Annotated in this window: 12 protein-coding genes; 6 read left to right on the forward strand and 6 right to left on the reverse strand. The window is 39.2% G+C overall.

Going from position 1 to position 20,326, the window contains the following annotated elements; genetic code table 11:
- Positions 1-261 precede the first annotated feature (261 nt).
- Positions 262-1,761 (forward strand): family 10 glycosylhydrolase, encoded by a 1,500-nt coding sequence (locus tag ACM0OW_RS10070; RefSeq protein WP_414549913.1) that lies wholly within the window; start codon positions 262-264, stop codon positions 1,759-1,761.
- A 55-nt stretch (positions 1,762-1,816) separates the two neighbouring features.
- Positions 1,817-5,611, forward strand: coding sequence for an Eco57I restriction-modification methylase domain-containing protein (locus ACM0OW_RS10075; RefSeq protein ID WP_414549914.1), 3,795 nt, complete (start codon positions 1,817-1,819; stop codon positions 5,609-5,611).
- 295 nt (positions 5,612-5,906) lie between these two features.
- Here the strand turns inward: ACM0OW_RS10075 and ACM0OW_RS10080 are convergent, their stop codons facing one another.
- Positions 5,907-6,821 carry an Rpn family recombination-promoting nuclease/putative transposase gene (locus tag ACM0OW_RS10080; protein ID WP_414549915.1) on the reverse strand — a complete coding sequence of 305 codons (915 nt, stop codon included), beginning with the start codon at positions 6,819-6,821 and terminating at the stop codon, positions 5,907-5,909.
- 100 nt (positions 6,822-6,921) lie between these two features.
- The gene (gene polA / locus ACM0OW_RS10085) at positions 6,922-9,834 is read right to left on the reverse strand and encodes a DNA polymerase I (protein ID WP_414549916.1); all 2,913 of its coding nucleotides are present in this window, start codon (positions 9,832-9,834) and stop codon (positions 6,922-6,924) included.
- A gap of 429 nt (positions 9,835-10,263) precedes the next feature.
- Between polA and ACM0OW_RS10090 the strand changes: the two genes are divergently transcribed.
- Together ACM0OW_RS10090 and ACM0OW_RS10095 are read left to right on the forward strand one after the other, a co-directional pair.
- Positions 10,264-10,980, forward strand: coding sequence for a choice-of-anchor E domain-containing protein (locus tag ACM0OW_RS10090; RefSeq protein ID WP_414549917.1), 717 nt, complete (start codon positions 10,264-10,266; stop codon positions 10,978-10,980).
- Between the two features lie 527 nt (positions 10,981-11,507).
- Positions 11,508-12,365 carry a Cof-type HAD-IIB family hydrolase gene (locus ACM0OW_RS10095; protein ID WP_414549918.1) on the forward strand — a complete coding sequence of 286 codons (858 nt, stop codon included), beginning with the start codon at positions 11,508-11,510 and terminating at the stop codon, positions 12,363-12,365.
- A 220-nt stretch (positions 12,366-12,585) separates the two neighbouring features.
- Here ACM0OW_RS10095 and ACM0OW_RS10100 read toward each other — a convergent pair whose 3' ends face one another.
- Positions 12,586-13,440: a DALR anticodon-binding domain-containing protein gene (locus tag ACM0OW_RS10100; RefSeq protein ID WP_414549919.1), complete on the reverse strand. Its 855-nt coding sequence runs from the start codon at positions 13,438-13,440 to the stop codon at positions 12,586-12,588.
- A 333-nt stretch (positions 13,441-13,773) separates the two neighbouring features.
- Between ACM0OW_RS10100 and ACM0OW_RS10105 the strand changes: the two genes are divergently transcribed.
- A complete protein-coding gene (locus ACM0OW_RS10105; protein WP_006198059.1) occupies positions 13,774-14,493 on the forward strand; it encodes a Crp/Fnr family transcriptional regulator in 720 nt (239 codons plus the stop codon).
- Between the two features lie 440 nt (positions 14,494-14,933).
- On the opposite strand, the gene ACM0OW_RS10110 is transcribed toward ACM0OW_RS10105, so the two are convergent.
- From ACM0OW_RS10110 to ACM0OW_RS10120, 3 genes are all read right to left on the reverse strand, one after another.
- Positions 14,934-16,325 carry an ABC transporter substrate-binding protein gene (locus ACM0OW_RS10110; RefSeq protein ID WP_414549920.1) on the reverse strand — a complete coding sequence of 464 codons (1,392 nt, stop codon included), beginning with the start codon at positions 16,323-16,325 and terminating at the stop codon, positions 14,934-14,936.
- A 21-nt stretch (positions 16,326-16,346) separates the two neighbouring features.
- Entirely contained in the window at positions 16,347-17,786 is a 1,440-nt protein-coding gene (locus tag ACM0OW_RS10115; protein ID WP_414549921.1) for a protein kinase domain-containing protein, read from the reverse strand.
- Positions 17,787-18,025: 239 nt separating this feature from the next.
- Positions 18,026-19,039 (reverse strand): LysR family transcriptional regulator, encoded by a 1,014-nt coding sequence (locus tag ACM0OW_RS10120; RefSeq protein WP_414549922.1) that lies wholly within the window; start codon positions 19,037-19,039, stop codon positions 18,026-18,028.
- Between the two features lie 385 nt (positions 19,040-19,424).
- Between ACM0OW_RS10120 and ACM0OW_RS10125 the strand changes: the two genes are divergently transcribed.
- Positions 19,425-20,138, forward strand: a complete 714-nt coding sequence (locus ACM0OW_RS10125) for an NnrU family protein (protein WP_414549924.1) — start codon at positions 19,425-19,427, stop codon at positions 20,136-20,138.
- Positions 20,139-20,326: the final 188 nt, after the last annotated feature.

Below are 20,326 nucleotides of genomic sequence, written 5' to 3' on the forward strand. Positions count from 1 at the left end.
AGAATATGATAAAACTCTGTACTTAAGTTTATCCTGTCAATAAGATAACTAAAAAATTAGAGTACGAAATTCCCCCAAAACAGGCCATTCTGCACTTGAGGTTAAAAATTTCTCTAAAAATCTGGCAACAGAAATAGAATTTTGACAGTCTTGAATAAGTAACCTGCAAAACTTTCGGTTATCAAGTATAACGATTTATACCTGAAACTAGAAATTATTTGTATTCGGATTGATGACTGATTTGTGATTCTACTTTTAGGTATGTTTAACTCTCCTTTGAATTTTGCCAGCAAAATTTTATTTTGGCGTTGCCTGTTCGCTACAATTTTTACCAGTAGTTTATTAGTTTCCCCGTTTGGTAAGCAACCAGCACAGGCACAAATAACGGAGTATTGCCAATTATCCACAGCAGCAGCAAAAGCCAAAGAAGACTTACGTTTGTCAGCGCTCAAAGGCAATCAAGATGCTCAGAACCGCTACCAACAACTGGTGCAACAACACGCCCAGGAGTTGCAGAATTGCCGCAATCGGACATGGCCAGAAACCCAAGCTATTTGGTTACGTTTATACCCCTGTGATATTCAACCCGGTGCGATTGACCAGGTTATGGATCGTGTTGTCAACCGTGGTTACAACAAAATTTATGTAGAAGTTTTCTCGGATGGGCAAGTATTATTACCTGTAGCAAGTAATCCCACAGTGTGGCCATCTATAGTACGTACTCCAGGAGCCGAAAACATCGATTTGCTTTCTGCGGCTATTCAAAAAGGGCGAGAACGTGGTTTAAAAGTTTACGCTTGGGTGTTTACCAACAATTTCGGGTATACCTACGCCCAGCGTCCAGATCGGGCAGAGGCGATCGCTCGCAATGGCAAAGGTCAAACAAGCTTATATTTACCTGGTAATAGTTCTCAACTATATATTGATCCTTATAATACACAAGCAAAACGCGACTACTATCAAATGGTACAGGAAGTAGTACGCCGTCGCCCGGATGGAATACTCTTTGATTATGTGCGCTATCCCCGACAAACAGGAAGTAATTCTATTGCCACAAAGGTTTCTGATTTATGGCTATTTAGTCCAGCCACTAAAGAAGCATTATTTCGGCGCGCCCAGAACAACAAAGGATTAGAACTAATTCGGCGTTTTTTAGGGAAGGGTTACGTCACAGCAGGCGATATCACCGCAGTTGATCAACTTCACCCTCAAGAAAGCGAACCTATGTGGCAAGGTAGGATTACGCAACCGGAGCAAAAGTCAATCCTCTCTGCAACTCAGAGACAACCATTATTACAAGTGCAATTGTGGCAACTAGCAGTTGCTCACGCCATGCAAGGTATTTTAGACTTTGTGAACTTAGCTGCTTATCCAGCCCAGCAGCAAGGAATACCCTCTGGGGCAGTATTTTTTCCTGATGGTAATCAAGCTATCGGACAGGGCTATGATTCCCGCTTGCAACCTTGGGATAGGTTCCCTAGTTCTTTAGAATGGCATCCCATGTCTTATTCTACTTGTGGTAATGCTAGTTGCATTGTGCAGGAAGTCCAACGAGTTTTGAATGCTGCACAACCAGGAACCAAAGTTATTCCAGCTTTAGCCGGAAGTTGGGGAAAATCAGTAGGTAATCGTCCATCACTAGAAACGCAAATGCAAGCACTACGCCAATCTACTCCCCAATTAGCAGGTGTTAGCCATTTTGCCTATTCTTGGCAATACCCAGAACATGATAGCGATCGCAAATTTTGTCGCGTCCGGTAAATTAATTGTAGAGACGCGATAAATCGCGTCTGCATATCTATAAATCTTTAAAAAAATGAATAAAATTCAACCAAGACAAGCCTTAAATAAAGCATTCCTAAAAGTAAAACCCAACAGAGTTGAAATTGACCGATTTAAAAATCATCTGTCCACCCTCCTCGCCCAAATCAACGAAGTTGAATCAGAAGAATTTCATAAAAATTTGATTGCCGATTTTTTAAAGAATACTTATTATAGCCCCAATCATTTTATCAATACAAAAGGACGTAATGACCTTGTTATTCATAACGGTAAAGATGCTCAAACTACCGTTGGTGTAATTTTAGAAACTAAAAAGCCAACGAACAAAAGCGAAATGCTAAAAATTGATAACTTAAATACTAAAGCATTTCATGAATTGGTATTGTATTTTTTGTGCGATCGCATTAAAAATAAAAACCTAGAAATTAAATATTTAATCGCTACCAATATTTACGAATGGTTCATTTTTGACGTAAATACTTTTGAAAAATTGTTCATTGAAAACAAAACATTTCTAAACCAATTTATCGAATTTGAAGCGGGGAGATTATCCAGTAAAAAAACAGAATTTTTCTATAAAGAAATAGCTCAACCAGCCATAGCCCAAATTCAAGACTCAATTTCTTTTACCTATTTTGATATTCGAGACTATGCAGAAATTCTAAATCATTCACAGCAGCAAAATGATCATCAGCTAATAGCGCTGTTTAAATTACTTTCACCAGCACATTTATTAAAATTACCCTTTGCGAACGATAGCAATAGTCTTGACAAAGGTTTTTATAGCGAACTATTACATATTATTGGTTTAACGGAAACCAAAGAAGGTAGTAAAAAACTCATTCAACGTAAAAAAGCAGGTGAACGAAATTCAGGTTCCCTAATTGAAAATGCAATTGTCCAACTTGATAGCTTAGATAAAATTTCTCGCCTAAAAAAGCCAGAACAATTTGGGGAAACTTACCAAGACCAACTTTTTAATCTTGGGTTAGAATTATCGATCACTTGGATTAATCGCATACTTTTTCTGAAATTATTAGAAGCGCAATTAATTAGATATCACAAAAATGATCAGTCTTTTGGCTTTCTGAATTTAGAAAAAATCAAAAACTTCGATGATCTAAACAGTCTTTTCTTTAGCGTCTTAGCTCGAAAACCCAGCGATAGAAACGAAAATCTCCAAAAAATATTTACTAATGTTCCTTATTTGAATAGTTCCCTATTTGAACCAACAGATATTGAACAAGTAACAATATTTATCAGCAACCTCAGAGATGAGAATTTGCCGATTTTCTCCTCTAGCGTCTTGAAAGACAGCAATGGTAAAAAGCGCACAGGTGAACTCAACACATTAGAATACCTATTTGAATTTCTGAACGCTTACGACTTCAGCAGCGAAGGTTCCGAAGAAATTCAAGAAGACAACAAAAGACTAATTAATGCTTCTGTACTTGGCTTAATTTTCGAGAAAATTAACGGATATAAAGATGGTTCCTTCTTTACTCCTGGTTTCATTACCATGTATATGTGTCGTGAAACAATTCGCCGAGTCGTTTTGCAGAAATTTAATCAGGCTAAAGGTTGGAATTGTCAAGATATTGATCAATTATATGAGAAAATATCCGATAAACCAGAAGCTAATCAAATTATTAACAGTTTAAAGATTTGTGATCCTGCTGTGGGTTCAGGACATTTTTTAGTTTCAGCTCTCAACGAAATTATAGCCATTAAAAGCGAACTCAAGATTTTACTAGATAGGTCAGGTAAAACATTAAGAGATTATCACATTGAAGTGGTAAATGATGAGTTAGTTATCACTGATGATGATGGCTCATTATTTGAGTATAATCCTAAAAATAAAGAAAGTCAACGCATACAAGAAACGCTTTTTTATGAAAAGCAGACGATTATTGAAAATTGTTTATTTGGTGTAGATATTAATCCCAATTCTGTAAAAATATGTCGTCTGCGGTTATGGATTGAACTTCTCAAAAATGCTTATTATAAAGCTGAGAGTAATTACACAGAGTTAGAAACTCTACCAAATATTGATATTAATATCAAATGCGGTAATTCTTTAATGAGTCGTTTTGCGTTGGATGCTGATTTACGACAAGCTTTAAAGAAAAAGCAATACAGTATAAATAATTATCGCCATGCTGTGGAAACTTACCGCAATGCTGAAAATAAACAGCAGAAACGGGAAATGGAAAAGCTAATTAAAGATATTAAGGGTAATTTTCAGACGACGCTGGGACTAAGTGACCCCAATAAAACCAAATTAAGACGGTTGGATGGTGAACTTTATAATTTGGAAAATCAGATTTTGTTGTTTGAAGAAACCAAAGCTGAGAAAAAGACACGGGAGAAAAAAGTTACTAAGTTAAATAATGAGATTGACAAGTTAAAAGCTGAGATTGATGATATACAAAACGGTCAGATTTATGAAAATTCGATGGAATGGCGTTTTGAATTTCCTGAAGTTTTAGATAACAAAGGGGAGTTTGTCGGGTTTGATGTGGTAATTGGGAATCCTCCTTATATTAGACAAGAAGAAATTAAGGATTTAAAACTAATTTTGCAACAAACCTATCAATGTTATACAGGAATTGCAGATTTATTTGTATATTTTTATGAGCTAGGTTTAAAATTATTAAAGCCAAAAGGTTATTTAACTTATATTTCCTCTAATAAATATTTTCGCGCTGGTTATGGTGAAAAGTTACGTCAGCTTTTGACAACTACAACAACTATTCATAGTTTAATTGATTTTGGTGATTTTCCGGTTTTTGAGGAAGCGATCGCCTACCCTAGTATTATTACATTAAGTAACTCTAAATCTGATCAAAATGAAGTCAAAGCTTTGTCATGGGACAAAGCCAAGAAAGAAAATATTGCACAATTTGCAACGGTGTTAAATCAGTCAGGTGTGATAATTTCACAAGAGAATTTAAAACCTGACGGGTGGAGGGTAGAATCTTCAGATATTTTAGATTTGTTAGAAAAAATCAGAACCGCTGGAACGCCGTTAGGAGAGTATGTAAATGGCAGATTTTATTATGGTATTAAAACAGGATTTAATCAAGCTTTTGTTGTAGATAAAGCTACTCATGATAAATTGATTAACGAACATCCCTCTTCTGCTGAGGTGTTAAAACCTTTCTTGCGTGGTCGAGATGTGAAGCGTTGGTCTGTAGAATTTGCTAATCAATATATCATCAAGATCGAATCTTCTGAAAATAAAAAACATCCTTGGTCTGATAAACCGGAAAAAGAAGCAGAGAAAGTTTTGGCTATCACATATCCTGCAATTTATCAACATTTTACTCAATTTAGGGAAGCATTAATTAAGCGATGCGACCACGGTAAATTCTTTTGGGAATTACGCTCTTGTATTTACTGGGAAGAATTTGAACAACCTAAAATTATTATTCCTGCAATTATTAATAATGTTGAATATGCTCCAGATTTTTATGGATATTACAGCAACGATAAAACCTCTATTTGTATTCCGAAAAATATTAATTATACTTTAGCCATTCTCAACTCATCTTTAATGTGGTGGTTTATTCAACAAATAGCCGCATCTAAACAGGGGGGATTTTTTGAATTTAAGCCAATGTATGTTTCTCAAATACCCATCGCTACAGCTACAGAACCCCAAAGAATATTATTAGAAAAATTAGTTAAGCAAATCCTCACCGCCAAAAAATCAGACACCCAAGCAGACACAACCGCATTAGAAGCAGAAATAAATCAACTGGTTTATCAACTTTACGGGTTAACAGCAGAAGAGATTCAAATTATCGAGGATAAAATCAATAGATAAACTCAACAGCATCACCTATTATTATCTCTTACAGCAGTTTTCATGTATTTATACCACACCCTGATATCTGTATTTCTTTCTTCCTTTGCGCCTAACGCACTTCGTGCTAGAGCTTACAGCACGCTACGCGAACGCTTCGCTGATGCGCCTTTGCGTGAGATATAAAAATGTGGTTCATTTAGCTGAAAATCGCTGTAAGTTTATGGTGGGTTACGCTGCGCTTTAGCGTAGCCATACCCCCAGGGTTATACCCACCCTACAAAATAGGTATTTTTTATTTATCAGTCCCTTATCCCTAATTAGAAGTATTGACTGAAATTTGTTCCAACCAAACTGTTAAATCTTCTACCGAGGAAAAATCCAGCAGCGCTACAGATAAATCTTCCAACTGAGTCAGCGATAACTGCTGAACCCGTGCTTCTAACTCTGGTGTCAGCGTCCCCACTCTTCGAGGAAGTTGGCGCATAACTAAAGATAGTGTTGCTTTCTCCATTCCCTCTTCCATCCAACTTGTAACTATTTCCATAACTTCCTCCTGTTGTCTTGGCTCTATGGTAGCAATATCGTCTTGTAAAAGTTCTTGCTCTTGTGGACTGAGGCGCAAATAAGTATCAATAAAACCGGAAATTAACCGCATTCTAGCTGGGTCTAATTTTAACGTCGCTAACAGACGCAAACATTCAAACTTGACTTGACGGCGTTCTGCTGGTGCGATGTTCATTTTTGCCATTAATGCAGTAGCTACGGGATTTTTTTGACGGAGAAAATCACGCCAGTTGAGTTGATTTAGCTGAATTACATCATAGTTAAATTGTAAAATAACTTTGTGAGGAAATGCGACTTGATGTACATTGGTTTCCGGCGTTTTTGGAGAATCGTAAGATAATAAAACTATCGGATATACAGGTATGTCGAATTTTTCATACAACCGGGAGAAGTAGCGAAACATCCGCTTATCAAAACTTGCTTGTTTAGAGGATTGATTTTCAACGTGAATCAGAAAGCAAGAGTCTTGACCCAGAAATTTAGCTTTAACAATTAAGTCGGCTTCGTATCTTTCTCCAGCAGTGACATCAGTGAAAACTTCCTTATCCAAGAACTGTATAGAATCTCGTTCTAAATAAGTTAGTACTTCTGGTAAGAACAATTCTAGAAACTCTACAAAAAAAGTTGTTAGCAGTTCTTTAAATAAGCGATCATGATCAATCATAAACAGTATTGTAGGGTGTGTTAGGATGAAGTCCGTAACGCACTGTCATTAAGGCTTTGGTGCGTTACGCTCCGCTAACACACCCTACAATACTTTGTAATTATTTGGTCTCCATCCAATTATCACCGGCGCGGACATCTACCAGCAATGGAACACTCAAAGATACAGCATTTTCCATCACAGATTTAATTTGTGGTTGCAATTCTTCCCACTCTTGGGGAGGAACTTCAAATACTAATTCATCGTGAACTTGTAATAACAAACGCGCTTGATATTTCTGCAAAACTTCATGCATTCTAATCATGGCAATTTTGATAATATCAGCACTAGAACCTTGAATTGGCGCATTAGCCGCAGAACGTAATAATCCCGCATCTTCAGGACCGAGATTTTTTAATTTACTCAAGTCAATGTCTTCTGGGTTGCTGTTTTTTAATTTTCTTAAGCTATCATTTCTAAAGTCAACATAACGCCGACGACCGAGAATAGTTTCGACATAACCTTGGGAAATTGCTTGTTTTTTAACCCCTTCCAAATATGCAAAAACCTGGGGATAACGTTCATTAAATCGCTTAATAAACTCATTAGCAACACTTTTATCTATCCCGGTGGAACGGGAAAACCTCAGCGAACCCATACCATAAATCACACCAAAATTGATAGTTTTAGCTATGCGGCGTTCATCTGATGTAATATCTGATTTTTCAAACACCAAACGGGCTGTGACAGTATGAATATCTTCATTTTGCTGATATGCTTGTAATAATATTGGCTCTTGACTTAAATGAGCTAAAATTCGCAACTCTATTTGTGAGTAATCAGCCGCAGCCATTAAATATCCTGATTCTGGTAAAAATGCTTTGCGAATCTGACGACTAAAAGCTGTGCGAATAGGAATATTTTGTAAGTTGGGACTAGAAGAAGACAACCTACCCGTGGCTGTTACTGTCTGATTAAAATTAGTATGGAGTCGCTGAGTATCTGGACGGACTAATGCTGGTAAAGCATCTACATAAGTAGACTTTAATTTAGATAAGGTGCGATACTCCATAATGGCATCAACAAACCCACTTTGATCAACTTCTTGGAGTTTTTCTAATGTCGCCACATCTGTAGAGTAACCAGTTTTGATTTTCCGGGAATATTTGGTACTTAATCCCAATTTATCAAATAAGATGACGCTCAATTGTTTAGGAGAACCCAAGTTAAATGTTTCTCCAGCAATTTCAATTGCTGTTTCCTGCAATTTGGCTAAATCTATTTCTAATTGCTGCGATAGTTCGTTTAAATAAGCTGAATTAATACAAACACCTGTATATTCCATTTCCGCTAAAACTTCTTCTAGCGGTTGTTCTACTTCTAATAATAACTTGTGCAAAGCGGGAATTTTTTCTAGTTCCTCTCGTAATTTCTGCACAAGTTGAAATGTAGCGTGGACTTGCAAACAGCAATAATATCCTACAGATGCAATACTGATGTCAGCAATAGTTTGACCTTTAGGAACTAAATCTTCATAACTTTTGAGAATTAAACCTAAATAACGCAGTGATATATCATTCAGATTGTGGGGAGTATCTGGATTGAGAACATAACTGGCTAACATGGTATCAAATACAATTCCCGCCAGCTTAATTCCTTGACAACGAAATACTAAGCGGTCAAATTTGCCATTTTGGAAAGTCTTGGGATAATCAGCACTTGTCAGAATGTGACTGAGTTCTGCAAATACCACATCTTGATTCAAATTTTCCCCAAATTTATGCGCTATGGGAATATATGCTGATTCATCTGGTTGTGTTCCCCAACAGCAGCCAATTCCCACTAAAGTTGCATCCCGTGGTTCTAAATCAGAGGTTTCTGTATCCCAAGCGACGGGGATATCTGGGTTTGTAAATGTTTCCAGCAGTTTTACTAATTCTTTGAGTTTTTCGGGGGTGTTAATAATTCTGGGTTGAATTAATGAAGCTGGTTGCTGTAATACTGCTGCGGCTGTTTCAGCAGCACTGAAAAACGATATATCCTCCTCTTCGTCATCACTGGAGATTACTGTGGCAGTTTTGGTAATTTCTCCGCCAAAATGTTGCTGAAGTTCGTCTATTTTCCCCAAGAAATGTTTAAATTCGAGCTTTTCTAAAATAGGTGTGAGAAGACTGGTATCAAATCCTGTTAATTTGCAGTTTTCTAATTTGATTTCTAAGGGAACATCTAAAACAATCTTTGCTAAATATTGCGATTTTTCCGCGTCTTCTTTACCTGCTGCTAATTTTTTCTGAACTGCGCCTTTGATTTCATCTAATGCTGCATAAATATCAGCCAGAGAACCGTATTTAGTTAGTAGCTGTACGGCGGTTTTTTCACCAATGCCCTTGACACCAGGGATATTATCTGATTTATCACCGCAAAGGGCTTTATAATCAACAATCTGCGTAGGTAATACACCTAATTTGGCTTTAACTTCTTCTATACTAAATTCGGTGATGCTATTTGTGGAGCGTTTGAGAGCATCTGGACTAAAGTTTAAAACGGTGATTTCTTGCTCAGGGTTGATGAGTTGAAATAAATCTTTATCGCCTGACAAAATCTTGACTTTATATCCTGCGGCGCTGGCTTTTTGTGCTAAAGTTCCTAACACATCATCTGCTTCATAACCGGGGGCTGTGAAAATGGGTAAGTTAAGACCTGTGAGCAATTCCTGGAGATTTTTTAAATCAGGAACAAAGTCTTCTGGTGTTCCCGGACGATCAGCTTTATAGGTATCGTCGGCTTCGTGGCGAAAAGTTGGCAAGTTTAAATCAAAGGCGATCGCGATCGCTTCTGGCTGTTCTGTGGTTATGACTTCTAACAGACATTTGAGAAAGCCAAAACATACACTGGTAGGAATTCCCTCTTTAGTCCGCAATCCGCCGTCTCGTCCTTTGGCGAAAGCGAAATAAGAACGATAGGCGAGAGAGTGTCCATCCACAAGGATGACGGTAGGACGTGTGACGGTGACAGCATCGAAAGTTTGAGACATAAGCCTATTTTACCCATAGCATATTTAAATGATTCGCGAGAAGCGTGAATCTTGATATCTTCAAAATACTGATACTCTGAAATTATACTTAATTCTCTATTCAAGTATAAATAGCATCGTATATCCTAAATTGCTAATGTATCTGAGATAAACTAGAGTTTTAAACAATTTGGCGATTTATTTCCTTTAAAATCAAAATTTTCGGGTATCAGTAGAAATCATGATTATGCTGCCCTAACTAATTAGCAGTACGAATACTTACTCTAAGTAAATTTTATCATATTTAGGTTATCAAAGATGTAATTACACAGTAATTCTATTATTAACTTTATCCAAAATTACGTATATTCATTATTACTAAAAATTAAAGCTTAGAGTTATAAATAGGTCAGTGATCATGCAGCTATTCCTCTGAGAAAATCATTTTTTATGACAACTAAACTACTCAATTCTCTGGCTGCTGCCACAACTTTAGCTGGGATGATGGTGACAGCAGGAGTTGCTAATGCCGCTTCACTCACCCGTACCGTGTCTACAGATTTCGCGTTAACAAACATCGTTGATTCAGTTCTGAGCATCGAAAAATTTGACTCATCACTGGGTACGCTTAATAGCGTCTATCTAGATTTTACAAGCAATTTGACTGGATCAGCCGGATTTGAAAATAGAGGTGCTGGTGCTTCTACAATCAAAATTAAATTAGGTGCTAACGTTGAGTTAAAACAACTTAATTTGGATCTATCATCTTCCTTCCCCATAACTCTAACTAGTGAAGAATTATACTCAGTTAGTAGCTTTGACGGTGTATTTGATTGGAATGGTACTTCTGGAATGACTGTAACAGGACTAACGGCTACACAGTCAGCCACTAAAATGTTCACTGATTTATCAGATTTAGCCGTATTTACTGGTACGGGAAATCTAGACTTTTTATTCTCAGCTTTAGCTCACTCAAATGTGACAGGTTCTGGAAATATGGCATCTTTTGTGGATACCTTAGCCAAAGCAAGTCTCTCAGTCACATATAACTATGATGATTTGAAGACTGTTCCTGAACCCTCTGCTCTTCTGGGAATTGGTCTATTTGCCGGCATTGGTCTGTTATCACAACGCAAAAAAAGCTGGTTTAAGATTTCCTATTCCTAGACTTTGGTTGTTTAACTAAGTAGGTAGGCGTGAAAATTTAAAGGTATGTCATTGCGAACGGAGCGTAGCGGAGTGCAGCATAAGACCGAAGCGGTCACGCTCCGCGAACGCAAGGGTTTTGATGATTTTACATTTTGTTACATAGTTAGGTTTATTTGTGCGTACCTACTTAATTGAACGTTGGTATTTTTTGGTATTGTCACAAGTTATACTTGCAAAAATATAGCTTTTCAGCAGTTGAGTGTTTGTCTGTTGAGCTGATCAAATAGCTGCTGGTATTTAATTCTTAAATTAATTATAAAAAAAACCGGTTTTAAAAAATCGGTTTTTTTTGTGTCGATGAGCATACATAAAAGCGGTTGCAACTTGTAAATAAATAGACGACAAGCAGCTTTCCTGTCCCATAGAAGTAATTTTTCAAAATTTCTGGCTTATATTTTGAAGTTCTACAAATTTTAGCCTAACTACTCCCCACTGCCTGCTAGAGACTGCTAACCTCATACTGGGAGTTCAAACCTGGGGAATTTATGGAAAAAGCATCTGCGGCTGACTTGGCTATAGCTGCAAAAAACATTAAATTATTGGTTCTAGATATAGATGGCACGATTTCTGGAGCATCTAACACAGTCAGCGAACCTGTAAAGCAGGCGATCGCCGCAGTACAAGCTAAAGGAATTAAGGTGGCGATCGCCACTGGTCGGATGTATTGTTCCGCTTTACGCTTCCACCAAGAAGTTAACTCTGTACTACCATTATCAGCTTATCAAGGCGCTTGGATTCAAGACCCAGTTAATCAGAAAATTCATCGCCATTGGTCTGTTCCCACAGATATGGCACACCAACTATTAGATTACTTTGAACAGCCGCATCTGCGATCGCTCCTATCCGTCCACTTCTATATCAATGATCAGCTTTACGTGCGGGATTTGAGCCAAGAAAGTCGAATTTATGCCGAACGTTCTGGGATTACGCCGATTCCCGTGGGGGATTTGCGTCAAGTTCTCACCAATGAACCCACCAAAATATTAGCTTTGTGCGACGATGCAGAAGTAATCAGCGAGCTATTGGGTAACTTGCGCCGACAATATACACCTGCTGAACTTTATTTAACAACATCTGTCGCTACCTTTTTTGAAGCCACTAATCCCTTAGTGAACAAGGGAACGGCTGTGCGCTACATAGCTGAAGAACTGCTAGGTTTAGAAAGCAGCAATGTGATGACTATTGGAGATAACTTTAATGACTTGGAAATGCTGCAATATGCTGGAATTGGTGTAGCGATGGGTAATGCTCCAGATGGTGTGCAAGCGATCGCTCAATGGGTAGCTCCTCATGTAGAACAAGATGGAGCTGCGATCGCGATAGAAAAATTCTTACTGTCGTAAAGATTTTTCTTACCTACCCAGAGAAACTAAAAATCAGAAAAGACACCGACGACTGGCCGTGTTTCGTCTCGGTGCCTTTACTGGTTCGCTCCTCACACAACTGATAATATAGCCGAGGGGATGAAATGAGTCAATAGTTACGAGAAAAGTTTTGATTTTTTCCTTGTAAAATCCTATTGGCTGACGGTACGGTCCTTCAGCACGAAATTGCTTAAAGTTCTTATAGCTCCAGAGGCGCATTAGTACCCAGTTTATCTACCAGTAAACACCTCAACACAGACTGAGTAGCAATCATTAATCCCAGCCTGGCTTGGGCTAATTCTGGGGCAGAAATTTTTACCTTACCCCAAATACGGCACTGGCTCCAAAACGCCTCAAAAGCTTGACTTAAATCCAGGGCTACTTTTTCCCAATTCACCGCATCACTTAAATCAGGAGACTCTAAATAGTCTATTACCTGTACTAGCTGGGCAATGAGACGACCCTCTGCGGGGTGATTGAGGCGGAGTTTTTGCTGATCATTCAACCAAGGTATGTGTTCTTCTGATACTAAATAATCTAAAGCAGCGCTTTCGCTTATATCTGGACTTAGTTCTCTAAGTTTAATTAATCCTTCTCGACCAGCTAACTGTACCAACGAGGAACAACGCGCATGAGTATATTGAATAGCAAATACGCGAGCCGGATTTTGAATGGTAATCTTTCTCGCTTCTATTTCCCCCTCTGCTTTGACATTCGTCACCAGGAGGCTTTGTAACCAAGTAGCTAAAAATGGATGACTTAATTCTAAATAAATCCATCCTGGGGGAACTATTTTTACGCTAAAAACGTCCTCACGAATCGCTGACAAGTGAGAGCCAATACCATTGGCTATCTCCAAACTTGTTCGATTATGAGATTTTGCTAACCGCAGGGCTACACCTGAAATATATAAAATTCGACTATTATCTCTACCTTTGTATAAGGGTAATTTATGGGTTTCTGTGCTGATTAATTCAGTATTTAAAGTATATATATTTACTGAATATAGTAAATTATTGTGTAATAAGCGCTTAATTGCTAGATATTTAACCACTAGTAGCTTTTAGTATACATAGGACTGTACTCACCATGTATCTTTTATTTGCTTGTATATTTTCATCAGCTATCTTAAGATATAAATCTAATCTTCATGAAGAAAAATGAGAGTAGCATAAAATTTGATGAATATTCGATGAATAGTAAGTAAACTTTACTACCATCGTTGTACAGTAGGAAGTATAACAAAAGAGTAGAGTGCAAATTAACTGCTTTTCTACTCTTTGAATGGCTGGCGCTGTTAGGCGTTAAGCCTACCCTGCCAACACAAAGACACTCCTTGCACCTTTTTATTATGTCTTTGTCTTCAGCCGAACGCTCTTTGTTACCTATGCAATCTCCATCTTCTTTTTCTGAGGCATCACGGCCTTTTCTGACTTGGCAACGGATTCTTGACTGGGCTCAAGAACACTACCGCTGCCGCACCTTTAGCAAAGATGAACGCATTCCAGCTCGGCCTGGTTTGTTGTACTTGGTGCAAAGGGGCGCAATTCGCATGGTAGGAACCGCACAAGTAAGTGCTACTGCCAGTCAGCTAACTTCTCGACGAATTAACAGAACACCAGAAGAAGCCTTTTTGGGTTTTGTCGGTGCGGGACAGCCGTTTGAAATTGTGGCTCAGTCTCCATTCACGCTCCAAGCATACGCCCACGTCGATCAAACTGCGGTGCTGTGGATGTACTGGCACGACTTAGACAATTGGCCTCACTTCCGCCGTGAAGTGATGGATGCCTTTAGGTATCAGCACCAACGTAAATTGCTGTGGCTGAGTGCCTTGGGACAACGGCGCACAATTGACCGGCTGTTAGGATTCCTCACACTGTTGATTGAGGAATATGGAGAACCCTCCATGAGCGAAACAGACCCCGATGTGATTCGTGGCTACGCTCTGCCCTTCCCCTTGACCCATGCCCAAATTGGTAGCGCTATCGGTTCAACTCGTGTTACTGTCACTCGCTTGATGGGCAAGCTGCGTCAACGTGGCTTGATCCTGACCCAAGGAGACAATCTCATTTGCTTGCCGGCAGACTCGATTAATCGAGTTAACTAAAACGCAGTTCAGAGCTGATGACAAGAAGCCACAGTAAGTTAGAGTCAGCAACACCTACTTGCTGCTTGGTTTAAACAATCTGTTTGACCACCACAAACAGATTGCGCTTGATTGGGTAATATGTTGATTCAAAAATCTCAATGCTCAATTTTTTCGATTTACCAAAACATTTAAAAGGGAGAATAAATGTTTTGGTAATAAATCAAAGAGTCTATAGCCCTTGCGTCCGCCCCAACGGCAAGGGCTAATAGCATATTGAAGTTCTGAGTGCTGCATTAACACTGTTCTAACTGATATGAATACAGCTATAAAATAACAATTGTTGAACTTTACGCAGTCTTTTTACACAGACTCAGCACTCCTGGAAGGGCGGGTTTACTAAGAATTTCGATGAACCACAGATTGATTGCTTGAACCCGCCCCTACGCACTCAACACTTATCATAGTGGTTCAAAGTCATAGCCAGTACGTGAGCGTTTACCAGGAACTATTTTCACTAATTGAACAGGACTGGTGCGATCGCCTGAAGGTAAGAATCGAATCGCACCAGAAGCACCCATAGCAGAGAAGTTAGATGCGGAAAGTGCTTGTTGTACCCCCAAACGCGTCGGATTTTGTTCTAAGGCGGCAATGAGGGCAACAGTGGCATCATAAGCCATAGCAGTTCGCCAACTGACATCACCACCCCACAACTGCCGAGACTTTTGGGGAAATTCTGAATTGCGGTCGCCTTCAATGTGCCAGGGAACAGCTACCACCATTCCAGAGGCTTGTTCTCCACCAACTTCTAAAGTTTTCACGGTGTAAACATCATCTCCTCCCAGTAGACTTAACCGTTTTTGGTTAATTTGTACTACTTGCAAAGCTCTATCAAGAGTTTCAGTGTTAGTTGCGAACATCAAAACTTCTGCACCTTGCTGGGTAGCTTGTTCTAGACTTTTTGCCGCACTAAAATTGCCCGGTGACAAATCAAATTCGCTCGAAACTTGTCCGCCTTCCAAGGAAACAGATGAAACAAATTCCGTTTTCAAAGATTGACTGTAATTACTTTGGGAATTAAAGAAAACCGCCGCCTGTTTTTTCTGCAAATTTTTGACCATATAATTAGCCAAGCTTCTAGCAGCCATAAAATCACTAGGCACTGTGCGGAAAATGTAGGGGCTAAAATTAGTAATTTTCACAGAAGTGCTAGTAGGAGAAATGGCTACCAGTTTCCCGCTACTATATATATCCCCTGCGGCTAAAGTCGTATCACTGGCATTAGGCCCGACTACGCCTAAAACATCGGCATTTTTAACTAAGCTAGCAGCGATTTGTTTAGAGATTTCAGGATGGTCATCATCATTCGCTATCCCTACCTTTAAAGGCACTCCCTTAATTCCGCCAGAGGTGTTAATGGCATTTTGCGCTTGGGCGATGCCACGTAAAATTTCTAAAGCAGAATTGGGAGCAGTCCCTAACGGTACAGATGCAACAATGCTATAACTTTTAGCTGAAGCAATCCGGGCATTATTGAGATATATTAGTGCCGTGGGGTCATTACGCTTGAGTTTTAAGGATTTTTCTAAACTAGCGATCGCCTGGGGATAATTTTGATCCGCGAAGGCTTGTATCCCCTGTTTTTTATCTGGAGTCACTTCACCGGTAACTAAAGTTTTTTCTCCAAAACTAATGCGGTCGGCAATGGATTGATTATCTGTTGTTGGTAAATTATTAGCAGACTGGTTTTGAGGAAATATTTGGTCTTTAAAAAACCATAGACCACCACCCACTAATCCTAATGTAACCAGCAGAGACAAAACAAGTACAGTAGTTTCGTTTTTATTAGACATAGAATATTTCTAAGTTGTGAATTATAGGATCAAAGATAATAATTTAAAAATTAGGCGAAATATAGCTGTAACTGAAATAGCTACTAATCCAGCCGCAATTGCTAGCAGTGCAATTTCCTGAATTTGAATACCATGCCGCAAAAAGGGAACAAAAAACATAATTGCGGCGGTAATTCCCGGAATTATCAATAAATCAAATTTTTCAATCCATCGCCTGGTTTGGGCAACAATTAGAATGCCTAAAATCACAGCCGAAACTGCTAAGGAAATTGTGAATGATCGAGATAAACTAAAAAGAGCGATCGCTATTAATGCTCCCTCAACGCCACTAAAAGCTGCTCCACCCAATAATTCCCAAGTTGAAAAAGCTGGTTGAGATTTTACTTTCTGAAGTTTTGGCTGTGGTGGTTGCTGTACCTGAGATTGCGGTTGTTGCTGTGGTGGTTGTTGTACCTGTGGTTTCTGTTGTGGTTGCGGTGGAGATGATGGTAAAACAGTTGGGGGGATTAATTGGTGATTCAGGGCTGTAAGAACATCATCAGCTGACTGAAAGCGTTGATTAGCCGCAGCTAAGAGCATTTTGTCTAAAACATCAGCCAGATGAGAACTGACTTTTACTTGCGATCGCCATTTCCACTGATTAGTATAAGCATCAAACAGCTGAGTTGCTTCCTGTCCCGTGAGCAAGTTGAGAATAGTTACAGCCAAAGCGTATAAGTCTGTAGAGGGAAAAACTTGATTTCCAGACATTTGCTCAGGCGGGGCAAATCCCATAGAATAAATTCCTGTAGACTTACCAGTTTCCGTTAAATTAGCATTAGTTACTTGCTTAACTGCACCGAAATCTAGCAGAAAGAGTTTGCCATCACGACGACGCATGATATTGGAAGGTTTAATATCTCTGTGAATAATATTTTTATCATGGACAAACTGTAAAACCTTAAGAATTTCTTGTAGTACCTCCAAAATAGCCTCTTCTGAGAAATTCCCAGTTTGAATTAATTCCTCCTCCAAGTTTTGCCCATCAATATATTCTTGTACCAAGTAAAAAAACTGGTCTTCTCTTCCTGCTTGCAAGCTATTAACTGTAACTGGAAAGAAGGCAAATAAATCAGGTATTTGTTCGTGTTCGCTACCTATTTGGGCTAAAACTTCTGCTTCTCTCTCAAATAGCTTTTGTGCTTTTTCTAGTTGAGTTGGGGACAAACTGCCCGCAGGTTGAAACTGCTTAACTACGCATTTACGCATTCCAGGTATGCGGCGATCGCGTGCTAAAAAGGCTGTACCAAAACCCCCTCTGCCTAGCAATTTAGTTGGTACGTATCGACCATCAAGTAACAGTGGCATCCCACAGGTTGTACAGTATTTTTGCTGGGTTGTTTTCAGTTTTGTCGTATCATCTAAATCTGCAAAAAAGTTTTCTGGGCGAGGGCAACTGGGACGAGTGCAGTAAATTTTCATGTTAGTGATTAGTCATAATAATTAGTAATTTATAATTCGTAATCCGTAATTTTTTTTGCTATCAATTAATCAATTTACTGGATACCACAAATAAATTGTATTTTCTAACTAATAACTTCAGTAATTTGCATTCTGGACTTATTAATTACGAATTACGAACTACGAATTAGTAATTATTTATTCATTAGTCATCTGCACAAAAAACAAGAGACTAATAATAACAGACTAATGACTAGATGTTAGCCTGCGTCAATAGAATTAGTGGTAGCTGCATCCAGTGTATTTATCACTAGCTTTGGTTGTGATAATTTTAACATATCTTGATTCCATTCTGGAGTAGCAAACTGAGGCAAAATCTCTCGACTAAAGGCTTCTGCCGCCTTGGAACGATAACGATTAGGATTAAAAATCATCCATAGCGTTCGCTTAACGACGACACCTTCAATGGGGGTACATCGTAGTACACCCATTTGTAATTCTTTAGCAATGGCTGAGGAGGAGACAAAAGCCGCTCCTAAGCCTGACTGCACGGCATTTTTGATAGCTTCTATGGAATTGAGTTCCATTTCAAATTTAAACCGTCTGGTATCAATATCAGAGCGTGCTAATACCTGATCTATCACCTTACGGATAGTTGACTGAGAATCGAGAGCAATGAATTGTAATTTATATAGGTCTTCTTTCTGAATTTTTTCCAGTTTTGCAAAGGGATGAAATATCGGTAAAATCAGCACTAGTTCATCTTCGGCGTAGGGCATCACTTCCAACGATTCTGCCAATTCAGCCGGGATTTCACCCCCGATAATCGCCAAATCAACTTGTCCATTAGCTACACTCCAAGCGGTGCGCCGGGTAGAGTGGACGTGTAACTGTACAGCCACATCTGGATATTTTTGCCGGAACATCCCGATCATTTGAGGTAACAGATAAGTGCCAGTGGTTTGGGAAGCACCGACAATTAAAGTACCACCTTGGAGATTTTGTAAATCTTCAACAGCACGGCAGGTTTCTTGACACAGACTGAGGATTTTTTCACCGTAGCTTAAGAGTAAATGCCCAGCTTCGGTTAATTGTGCGCGACGACCTCCACGGTCGAATAAAGGCACATCCAACTGTCGTTCTAAATTTTGGACTTGTAAACTCACCGCAGGTTGGGAGACGTAAAGACTATCAGCAGCGCGCTTGAAGCTTCCTTCTGCGGCGATCGCTTTCAGGATACGTAACTGATCTAAAGTAAAAGGAAGGTCAGACATAAGGCTCAACCCACAAATTTTGAAAGGAGCAGCTTTGGCAACAAATCAATCCGCTACGCGGAGTCGTTAGTCATTAGTCATTAGTCCTTAGTTAACCACACCCACAATAGCTTGAGTGATATAGCCTGGGATATGCTTGGAATGCAGTCCTCAGCTATTAGTTTTTATACCCATTATGATCTGAGTATGCACCCCCAATGACTAATGACTACTTAATCAAGTTTTGCATCTGGCTACGGAGCTTGATTTATTGCATCTTCAACTTGGAGGCTTTACTCGAAAAAGACAGTACCACAACATCTTGACTAAAGTCTCCTGGGGAATACTTTGTGGTATTGGTTGTACTGAGTTAAATTTTTGTTAAATTACTTCACCTATGTATACGATGTCAAATTCTTGGCTTACACCCAGTCATTTTGTCATGTTGGGGTTACAATTAGCTTTCGCGATCGCTCACAGTGGGGGAGCCGCCCTCCGTCCTTGGGCAGAAAAACGCATAGGACCAAGGCTTTATCGCATTTGCTTTGCATTAGTTAGTTTACCGTTAGCTGTAATCTTAATTATTTACTTTTTCAATCATCGCTATGATGGCTTGCAACTTTGGTTCGTGCAAGCAGTGCCGGGAGTTAGGGAAGTAGTTTGGGTATTGTCAGCAATTTCCTTTTTATTTTTGTATCCTGCCACCTTTAATTTACTAGAAATTGCCGCTATTCAAAAGCCCCAAGTCTACCTGTTCGAGACAGGAATTATTCGTATTACCCGCCATCCTCAAATGGTAGGACAAATAATTTGGTGTTTTGCCCATACCCTCTGGTTAGGTACTAGCTTTACCCTGGTTACTTCCATTGGGTTGATTTTGCATCACTTATTTGGAGTTTGGCATGGCGATCGCCGTCTTGCAGCCCGCTATGGTGAGTCCTTTGAAATGGCTAAACAAAGGACATCAATTATTCCTTTCCAAGCCATTATTGATGGTCGTCAATCTATCAAATGGCAGGAATTTCTCCGCCCAGCCTATTTAGGCGTAGGAATTTTTATTGCTCTACTTTCGTGGGCGCACCCCATGTTACTTGTAGCGACTAGTAGGATACAATGGTAGTTTGAAATGATCCCCACTATCAAAAGAAAATATAAGTTAGGGGACATTTACCCTATTCAACTGCTACCAAATCAATGTAGGATAAATTTAAATAAGCTGTCAGTGGGGGTGCGCTCAGTCGGGTTGAGATTTTGCAGTAGTGTGTTGCTAGCACCGCAGGGCGTTCGTCAAAAGGGAGCCTCCAACAC

It is taken from the genome of Anabaena sp. CCY 0017 (assembly GCF_963920885.1).
GTDB lineage: Bacteria > Cyanobacteriota > Cyanobacteriia > Cyanobacteriales > Nostocaceae > Nodularia.